The organism is Mycolicibacter senuensis (assembly GCF_003284925.1).
Lineage (GTDB): Bacteria > Actinomycetota > Actinomycetes > Mycobacteriales > Mycobacteriaceae > Mycobacterium > Mycobacterium algericum_A.
In genome coordinates this window covers 1-10,239 of sequence record NZ_QMEX01000127.1, presented here as the reverse complement: position 1 = coordinate 10,239, position 10,239 = coordinate 1, and the positions used below count along the sequence as shown (strand labels likewise).

The window sequence follows — 10,239 nt, the reverse complement described above, 5'->3', positions numbered from 1 at the left end:
CGGTGGGATCGACAGCACCGGCAATGGCTTCGACGGGGGCGACGGCGCCGACGGTGGGGCTGGCGGCAACGGTGGCGACGGCGGGACCGGCGGCACCAGCACCGGCGGCAGTGACGGCTCCGCAGGCGGCGGCGGTGCACTCGGCTCCGGTGGCGCCGGTGGTGCTGCCGGGCAGGGCAACCCGGGGCAGGGCGGCGGTACTCCTGGAGCGGACGGCACCGCGGGTAATAACGGCAGCGACGGCAACCCCGGTAGCTAACCGGCTGATGACGAACGTCGCCGGGTCCTGGCGGACCCGGCGACGTTCGTCATGTCGGAGGACTAGAGTCGGCCGGCGCGTCAGGCCGGCGCCAGCTCACGCAATTCGGCCACGAAGCGCACCGCTTCACCCGGGTCCTTCGCCAGTGGCCCGGCAAGCAACGTCGTCACACCCGCTTCGGCGTAGGCCGCGATCCGTTCGGCGACCAGCCCGCGGGGCCCGATCAGCGAGGTGTGTCGCACCAACTCGTCGGGGACGGCGTTGATCGCCTCGGTCTTGCGTCCGGACAGATACAGCTCTTGGATGCGGTCGGCCACCTCGCCGAAGCCGTAGCGGGTGGCCAGGTTGTGGTAGAAGTTGCGGGTTTTGGCCCCCATGCCGCCGATGTAGAGCGCCAGCTGAGGTTTTGCCCACGCCAGCCGGTCCTCGACATCGTCGCCGATGGCCAGTGACGTTCCCGCCATGATGTCGAGCGGGCCGAGTGCCGGATTCCGCTTGGCCGCACCGGCTTTCAAGGCATCGTCCCACACCTCGGCGGCGCGCTCCGGATAGAAGAACACCGGCTGCCAGCCGTTGGCGATCTCAGCGGTCAGCTCGACGTTCTTGGGGCCCAATGACGCAATGGAGATCGGAATCGCCTCCCGTACCGGGTGGTTGATCAACTGCAAGGGCTTGCCCAACCCGGTGCCGCGGTCAGCCGGCAACGGCAGCTGATAGTGCTTGCCGTCGTAGCGCACCCGTTCGCGCCGCCACACCGCTCGGCAGATCTCCACCACCTCTCGGGTGCGCCCCAGCGGGGCGTCGAAGGGCACCCCGTGGAACCCCTCCACCACCTGTGGCCCGGAGGTGCCGATACCGAGCCGGAACCGGCCATCGGAGACGAAGTCCAGGCCGGCGGCCGTCATGGCCAGCAGGGCGGGGGTGCGGGTATAGATCGGCACGACGCCGGAGACGAGCTCCACGCGTGAGGTCTTGGCCGCCAGATAGCCGAGCTGGCTGACCGCGTCGAACGAGTAGGCCTCGGCCACTGCCACCACGTCGATCCCGACCCGCTCGAGTTCGACGACCTGCTCGGCCGCCTCTTTGAAGCCACTCGCATAGGAGAGCTGTACACCGATTCGCATCTCCGACTAATACCAGGTTGCTCGGGGGCGGCGCGACGGCTCGACCGTGCCGACGATCACGCGGCGGACCCAGGTTTGGTCACGTCCTCACCTTGCAGTGGCGGCCGCGGTTGTCGTCGGCCGACGTCGACCGGGAGACGATGCCGGGATCGGGGCCGTCCTACCCCCGCCGAATTCAGGTTCCGCTAACACAGCGCGAGTGGAATATCGTCGCGCACGACGTTTCCGTGCGCTGCCTTATATCAAGAGAACTGTGCTGGCAGACGTGTTGCAGTGCACTCAGATGACAGCCTTCCGTCAGATTCTTATATTACGCATAGGGTAGCTATCCAAAGCCAACGGTCTCACGGCGCTGACCTCCGGTGATGACGCGTGAAATATTTGACGAAGATGCTTGTGTCTTAGGTTATTCACGGCTAGTGCTCTGACTCACATCAGTAAATAAGCGTGCATTCAGGAGCAACACGGCGGCGCCACGGCCCATCAGGGCAATTGCCCAGGGCGGCACCTCACAAAAGGAGATGGCTGTGCAGCAAACCCTTCGCCCCTACGTCACCGCGGGCATAGCGATCGTCGGCTCCGGCCTGATCGGCGCGACGCCGGCCATCGCGCCGATGCCCGATGTTCACGTCGGACGCGACATCGCACTCACCAGCATGCTGACCGACGCGATGCAACCGTGGATCGACCAGTACAACATCGCGGCCGACAACGCCACGGTGCTCGCCAACAACTTCTACGTTGCTCCCAGCGTGGCGATGCAGCAGCTCATTGCGAATTCCCAGGCCTGGATCCAGGACATCCTCGACGACCCCTCGCAGATTCCCGTCGTGGTCAACGAGATGCAGGAGCAGCTGCGCGCGGTGACCGAGGGCTACTCCCTGTGGAATGTTGCCGCCGACGACCCCACCACGGTGACGTCAGTTCTGCACACCCTCAGTGGCGGCGTCGACCTGACTACCTTCAACGTCGGCCACTCCTTTATGTTCACGCTGCTGCCGCAGCTGTTGCCGGCCTTTTTGCCGCCCGGCACCGATGCCGACGCGATACTGCCGATCATCAACTTCATCTCATCCCCGATGAGCGGCATCATCATGGGCATGCTGGGGCCGGACTGAGCCCCTGGGTCGCGCTGATGAACAGCATCAACGACGGCGACGGCCTGAACGAGATCATGGCCAACATGACCGGCGCCTTCTTCAACGGCGCCACCCTCAACCTCGATTTCATCCTGCCGATGCTCGGGGACGTTGTGCCCGAGGGCACCATCTCGCATCTGGACTTCGCGCTGGGCGGGCTGCTTAGCCCCGGCGTGGTATCCAACGCCGCGTACACGTTCTACGACGCCTCCGGCAACGTTGTCGACGAGGTACCGGCGGTCGGCGGTTCGATCTTCAACAGCGTTGGCCTCGCTATCGACGCGTCGGGCTTCCTGGGGGCACCGCTGACGCTTACCGTCGAAAGCCACGGGGTCGGCCCGATCGGCGCCTGGATGGCGTGGGAGCAGGCCATGGCCGGCTTGATGGGCGGCGACCCCTGGAACTGGGACGGCAAGTCCGACGGCCCCCCTCCGCCAGCGGAGCCGCCGCTGGCCGGGTTCTCCTTCCCCGTCATCCCCACCGACTTCTTCGACGACAGCAGCGTTGATTCCGGTCCGGGCGATGCGTCCGATTGGATGTCCCTCCTGGACTCGTTGGGCCTAGAGCTTTAGACCAGCACAGCCAGGATCCAGCACACCCAGATATCGCATGACCGGCACTGAGAAGCCACAACCGCCCAACAAAGACTTGTTTCACAGGAGAGGTGTTCGGAAATGAATCGTCGTCACACCAGCAGCCAGCGTGGCACGCAGCCCGGACCGCGACGCCGCAATCGAGTGGCCGGCGCCGGCAGCGCGGTCGCCGCGTTCTTGGCATTCGGCATGTCCCCGCTGGGGGCCGCGCCCTCGGCGCAAGCCGACTTCGAAGATCTGCTCGACCTCGACTGGCTCTCGAGCATGTTCCAGTCGGACGCCGCGCCGTCGGACTTCAGCCTGGACCCCGGGCCTGCGGCGGACTTCGGCACGGATCTGCTCAACAACTTCTTCTATCTCCCGATCCACTCGATGCTCGAACTGTGGATCAACAACCCGCTCGGTGAGATGGTCAACGGTGCCATCAACTCCATGGCCGGTCTGTACCTGATCGGTGACGGTGCCGACGGAACGGCGCTGAACCCCGACGGCGGCGATGGCGGCCTGTGGTTCGGCGACGGTGGTGCAGGCTGGAGCAGCGACGCGGCCGGTGTCGCGGGTGGCGACGGCGGCAGCGCCCTCGGCTGGATCGGTAACGGCGGTGCCGGCGGCAACGGCGGTGACGGCGGCACTGAGGGCGGTACTGGCGGTGCGGGTGGCGCCGGCGCCATCAGCGCCCAGAACGGTGGAACCGCGGCCGGCATCGGCGACGGTGCTACCGGCGGCAACGGAGGCGACGGCATCGCCGGCGGTCAGGGCGGTACCGGTGGCATCGGTTCGGTGAATGCCAACGGCGGCAGCGCAACTGGCACCGCGACAGGTGGCGAAGGGGGCACGGCCACTGGTGCGAACAGCACCGGCGGCGCTGGTGGCGAAGCCTGGGTGCAGTCCAACTACAACCAGTTGGGTGGCGGGACCGCCAGCGGCACCGGCATCGGTGGTGCTGGTGGTGACGCCTCCAACGGCGGTGACGGTGGTGCCGGTGGTACCGGGATCGTGCTGGCCAACAGTGGTGGCAAGGCCGACGGCATCGGCACCGGCGGTGACGGTGGCGAGGCAACGGCAGCAGGTGCCCGCGGCGGTACCGGCGGTATGGGCCAGGTGGTTGCTGGTGGGGACGCCACGTCCGAGGCCACTGGAGAGGCCACGGGCGGTGACGGCGGTGCGGGCCACGGCGGTAACGGCGGCAACGGTGAGCGCGCCTTTGTCCAGGCTGTTCGCGGGTCTGCCAGCGGTGAGGCAGTTGGCGGTAACGGCGGCGACGGCGGGGTTAACAACACCGACGGGTCCCGCGGCGGCGACGGTGGCAACGGTGGATTCGCCAAGGTCGAAGGTATTGACAGCGGTCTGACCAGCGGCAGCGCGACCGGCGGTGATGGCGGCAACGGTGGTGCCGGCGGCATCAACGGTGCCGTTGGCGGCAAGGGAGGTCTCGGAGGCGACAGCCAGGTCGACAACGGTGCCACCGACAGCTCTGCGACCGGTGGTGACGGCGGCGAGGGTGGCGCAGGCGGTACCTACGTCGACAGCACTCACACCGGTGCCGGCGGCGCTGGCGGTGCCGGCGGTAAGGGCTTTGTCACTACCACCAATGGTGGTAGCACACACGATGGCCATGCGGTCGGTGGTAACGGTGGCACGGGCGGCAACGGCGATGTCGACGGCAACGCCGGTGGCAGCGGTGCCGCCGGTGCTGCGGGCACCGTCACCGCCGACGGTGTGGACAGCTCGGCCAGCGGTACGGCCACCGGCGGCAACGGTGGCAACGGCGGCAGCAACGGCGGCACAGGTGGTGTCGGTGGCGCAGCAACTGTCGGGGCATACGGCAACCTGTCCACGACCGAGGGAATTGCCCACGGCGGTGATGGCGGTGCGGGTGAGAACGGCGGCAAGGGTGGCGCTGGAGGCGCGGCCAACGTCGATGCCGGCAGAAACGATGACGGCCAGATCGTTGGTGCCGGTGAGCACACCTACGGCACGGCCACTGGTGGTGCTGGCGGGGCCGCAGACGGCACCGGCGGGACCGGCGGCAACGGTGGCGTGGCGCTCGTGCGGGCATCGGACGGCACGATCGGTGTTGAGGGTGACCCGAGCAAGGCCCAAGCCATCGGCGGTGACGGCGGCGCGGGCGAGAACGGCGGGCACGGCGGCAACGGTGGCGCGGGCTTCACCTTTGTCACCAATGGCGGCACGGTGACCGGCGACGGCGACGAGGCCACCATCGCGCACGGCGGCACCGGTGGTGTCGGTGTCGACGGTGGCACCGGTGGCAACGGGAGTTACGCACAGGTCACCGCCGGTCAGGACGCGACCGCCTACGGTCAGTCCACCGCCGGTAACGGTGGTGAGGGCACCGGCCTGGGCAGTAAGGGCGGCAACGGTGGCAGCGCCAACATCCAAGGGACCTATAGCTCCGGCGGTGTGGGCGGGATTGGCGGAACTGCCCATGGGGTGGCGACCGGTGGTCATGGCGGTGCCGGGACCGGGGCTGGTATCGGCGGCAACGGCGGCACCGGCAGTGTGGTTGCCGGCGGTGCCGGCGCTGAGGCCAGCGGCGCCGGCCACGGCGGCAACGGCGGCGACGGTATTGACGGCGGCAAGGGCGGTAACGGCTTCAGCGGCCAGGTCGCGGCCTTGAATGAGGGAGCCAAAGCCGATGGCACCGCCACCGCCGGAACCGGTGGGAGCGGCACCGGTGGCGGTGTCACGGGCGGTAACGGTGGTTACACCTATATCCAGGCCCTGGGCAAGGACTCGGTCATCTCGGGCAGCAGCGCCACCGGTGGGGACGGTGGTGCGGGTGCCGGCGGCGTGAACGGCCGGGTGACCTCTGACACCGTGATGGTGGCCAGGGGTGAGGGTGACACCATCACCAACAGTCACATCGCCGGCGGCGACAGTGCCGGCAACCAGCAGGGACCCGGTGCGCGGCTCGACGTCAACGGCGGCCATGTGGCCGACAGTTCGGTGACAGCCGGGCAGAGCACCGACACCACCCTCGGTGGTGCGGGCAACCTGACGGTCACCGGTGGTGGCAGTGTCAGCGACACCCACCTCACCGGTGGTGATGCCGGTGCGGGCACCGGCAGGGGTGGTGCGGCCAACCTCACCGTCACCGGCGGCACGGTCTCCAGCTCCACGGTGGATGGCGGAGACGGTATCGATGATGCGGCTGGCGGCAACGCCACGATGACAGTCGGGGAAGGCAGCACCGTCGGCAACAGCGGTGTCACCGGCGGCAACGGCGGTGCCAGCAGCGGCGGGGGCGTCGGCGGCAAGGGTGGTGAGGCCCTGATGGAGGCTGCGCCTGGTGCTCACATTCACCACGCCACCGCTGAGGGCGGGGCCGGCGGTGCGGGCAGCGATGGCGGCCAGGGCGGCGTCGGTGGCAAGGCCTGGATCGATGCTCGTAGTGGTGCCGCTGAATTGACCGGCACTGTTAAGGGTGGTGACGGTGGCGCGGGCGAGACCGGCGGAACCGGCGGCGCTGGTGGGCAGGCCTGGGTGGGTGTCCTTGGTGCGGGTAGCAAGGTCGAAGGCGGCGTGGTCACCGGCGGAAACGGTGGCTTGGGAAGCGACGGCGGAGACGGCGGCGCCGGCGGTCAAGGAATACTTCTGGCTCGCACTACCGACAACACTGCCGGCGATGCAGAGACCGTGGTCACCGGCGGTAACGGTGGTTCCGGGACCGGTGTCGATAGCCAGGGTGGCAAGGGTGGTGACGGAAATATCGGGACCTACACCCTTGGCACCACCAACGCCAAGGTCACCGGAACCGCTATCGGCGGCAATGGCGGCGACGGTAGCGACGGCGGTACCGGTGGCAACGGCGGGCAGGGGCATCTGTCAGCGGAAAGTTCCGACTCGACTGCTTCTGGTACCGGACTCGGCGGCCACGGCGGCAACGCCAACGGGGGTACCGGTGGTAACGGCGGCATGGGCTGGGTCCAGGCCGGTGGCGCCGGCGGAGGGACAGCCAGCGGCACCGGGATCGGTGGTGACGGTGGTGTCGGCGGCGTGAACGGTGCCGACAGCAGTGTGGGTGGCAACGGCGGTAACGGTGGCATGGGGCTGGTGCAGGGCTACGGCGGGACCACCAGCGACGGCGAGGCCACCGGCGGTAACGGTGGCAACGGCGGTGCCGGCGGTGTCGGCGGGGCGGTCGGTGGCAGGGGCGGCGACGGCGGTCTGGGCAGCATCAAGCACGGCGATGGACTGACCGGCACCGGTGGCAACGGCGGAACCGGTGGCGACGGCGGTACCTACGTTGACGCAACCAACAACGGCTCTGGCGGAATCGGTGGAGCCGGTGGCGCTTCGGCCAACACCGGCGGTGTCGCGGGCAACGGCACCGTTGGCGGCAACGGCGGGGCGGACGGCACACCCGGCGAACCCGGCGAACCCGGCAACCCGGGATGAGAACCCCATAGCGGATCCAACTCCGCAAACACCTCGGCCCGGTCGTAAGACCGGGCCGAGGTGCTTTCACAGAGGATCGGAATCCGCTGCGAAGCGAGGCACATTCCCGGCGCCCCACGTCCGTTGCCTGCGACCGAGAGAGGCCCACGGACCCATCCCCGATGTCGTGACATGCGGGGCACCGTTCCCGTCACCGGTGACTCAGACCGGGGCGTCCGAGGTGTTTTCAACCGACAAACCGGTATATCGACCCAAAGACGTATGTAGCCCTGTATGCGGACAACAACCAGCTGGGCGCCAATGCCAACGGTGCCCAGACCACAGTCGCCTCGGCCCGGTCGCATGACTGGGCCGAGCCGTTTTCAATGCCGGGGAAAGATCAGCGTCCAAGCCACGTAATCCTGCCGGCCCAGACGTTGCCGTTCCAGGGGCTCTGCGGCTTGGCGCACGAAACATCGCTAGGTGGCGATGGCGGTGCCGTCACAGGCGCCGGCGACCAAGGCCCGCGCTGCCGGCCATCGCTCGACGTGGATTCGCTGCCGGGCAAGCCAGCCGCGTCGAGGTAGCGCCTACCGCCCCGTCCGCGCCGATTTTTCCTGAGAATTTGGGCGACCCGGGGGCAATAGTTTCGAGTCCCGCCGCGCCCGGCGGCCTTTTGCCTGCATGGCAGGTGATCACAGCAGGTCAGGTGGGTAACTAGTCGATCAAGGCTCTTGTTCTCTCCCCGCGGCAGGTTTGACGTCGTCGGCGGTGACCGAGAGATCGAACTTGATCGGATCCCGCAACGACACGAAACCGGGCAAGACCAGCATCGACGGTGCGATCGCCGACAAATCGTTTGGCCGCGGACGCACGGCGCCTGACTGCCCGCTACGGGCTGAAGCGCGGGGGGGGGGGGGCCGATTCCGCTACGGAGACGTGTTGGTAACCGGATCTCTTCCTGAGAATATCTATGCCAAAACTAACCCCCCTGCCTGGCCGCTAGCGGAGAAAACGCCTTGTTAATGGCTATTACCGACCGGTAACCAGGGCGAATCCGGGTAAATGGACTCCAGTTGACGTGTTTAGAACCGCTGCTAACATCAGCACCCGTCGCAAATCTATGACGCTATTAGGCGTCAGCTAAGGGGAAGCCGCTGTGTCTCGTCGTCGTCAAAACATGTCCAAAGGTCGTCGCAGTAGCCGCGTGATCGGGGCCGGGAGCGCGGTGGGCGCGTTCCTCGCGTTCGGGATGGCTCCATTGGCTGCTGCGCCGTCGGCGCAGGCCGATATCGACGACGTGCTGGTCGATCTGCTGGGGCAGGGCCTGGGCGACGCCGTGGTTGGTCTGGGGGCCAACATCGGTGACGCGGGCGCCTGGGAGGTCGTGTTGGACCCGGCCAGCTGGGCAACGTTCTTTGATGGCCTGGGTAGTGAGTCGACCTGGGACGCGGTCCTGGCCGAGTTGAACCTGAGCGGCATCGGCTCAGCCGAGGCTGACGTGCCGGGGTCCGCGGCTGCGTGGGACTGGAACGACGTCAACTGGCTGGTGCCCTTCGGTAATGGTGAAGATGGCACTGCTGCTCACCCGGATGGCACCCCCGGTGGATGGATCTGGGGCAACGGTGGCGACGGCTGGAACGCCGATGGCACCGGCACGGGCGTCGACGGCGACGACGGTGGTAACGGTGGTCAGGCCGGTCTGTTCGGTGGTGACGGTGGTGCCGGTGGTGATGGCTTCGGTGCCGGCGATGGTGGCGATGGTGGTGCTGCTGGGTTGTTCTCGTGGTTCAGCGCCGGTGGCGACGGTGGTGCCGGTGGCGATGCCGGCGGGAATGGTGGTGCTGGTGGCGATGCCGCACTGTGGGGCATGTTCAGCACCGCCGGTGCTGGTGGTGATGGTGGCGCTGGTGCGGTCGGTGCGGCCGGGACCGCGGGCAACTTCGCCAACGGCAATGACGGCAACGGCACCGCGGGTAAGGCCGGTGGCACCGGTGGTAACGGTGGTGCCGGCGGTAAGGGCTCGATGTTCTTCGGCGCCGGCGGCAAGGGTGGTGCGGCCGGTGAGGGCGGCACCGGTGGTGTCGGTGGTGCCGGCGATGACGGTACTGCCGGTGACTCGGTCCACCCGGGCGGCACGGCCGGTGGTGACGGTGGTGAAGGTGGCGCCGGTGGTGCTGCGGGTAAGGCCGGTGCCGGCGGTGCCGGTGGTTGGTTCGCCAACTCTGGTGCCGCGGGTGCGTCCGGTGTTCAGGGCGCGGGCGGTAACGGTGGCGAAGGTGGTGTTGGTGGTGCCGGCTACGACGCCGCCTCCGACGAGGACGCTGCGGCGGGTACCTCCGGTGGCAATGGTGGTGCCGGCGGCGCCGGTGGCGCCGGCGGTGAGGGTTCCACCGACGGCCAGCACGGTGTCGGTGGGGTTGGTGGTGCCGGTGGTAGCGGCACCGCCGGTTCCAACGGCGAGGCCGGCGACGCGGGCACCAAGGACCACACGACCGGTGGGACCGGTGGCAACGGTGGCACTGGTGGTAACGCCGGTAAGGGCGGCGCTGGTGGTGACTCCGGGGGCGGCAACCACGCCGCCGACGGCGCCAACGGCCACGCCGGTAAGGGCGGTAACGGCGGTACCGGTGGCCAGGGCTATGACGCCGCCACCGACCCGACTGCGGTGGCCGGCGCCAACGGTGGCAACGGTGGTGTCGGCGGCAACGCCGGCAAGGGCGGCC

Annotated in this window: 4 protein-coding genes and 1 pseudogene; 4 read left to right on the top strand and 1 reads right to left on the bottom strand. The window is 68.3% G+C overall.

The features are described from left to right. A partial coding sequence (locus DQP56_RS19630; protein ID WP_205868925.1) for a hypothetical protein occupies positions 1–259 on the top strand: 259 nt, incomplete at its 5' end. Positions 260–339: 80 nt separating this feature from the next. Here the strand turns inward: DQP56_RS19630 and DQP56_RS19625 are convergent. After that, the gene (locus DQP56_RS19625) at positions 340–1,383 is read right to left on the bottom strand and encodes an LLM class F420-dependent oxidoreductase (protein ID WP_112688298.1); all 1,044 of its coding nucleotides are present in this window, start codon (positions 1,381–1,383) and stop codon (positions 340–342) included. 521 nt (positions 1,384–1,904) lie between these two features. Here DQP56_RS19625 and gjpA point away from each other — a divergent pair. The 3 genes and pseudogenes from gjpA to DQP56_RS25640 all read left to right on the top strand — a co-directional run. Beyond that, positions 1,905–3,094: pseudogene (gene gjpA / locus DQP56_RS25780) on the top strand (outer membrane porin GjpA). Positions 3,095–3,196: 102 nt separating this feature from the next. After that, positions 3,197–7,534: a PGRS repeat-containing protein gene (locus DQP56_RS25645; protein WP_165825089.1), complete on the top strand. Its 4,338-nt coding sequence runs from the start codon at positions 3,197–3,199 to the stop codon at positions 7,532–7,534. A gap of 1,186 nt (positions 7,535–8,720) precedes the next feature. Beyond that, a partial coding sequence (locus DQP56_RS25640) for a PGRS repeat-containing protein (RefSeq protein WP_435673887.1) occupies positions 8,721–10,239 on the top strand: 1,519 nt, incomplete at its 3' end.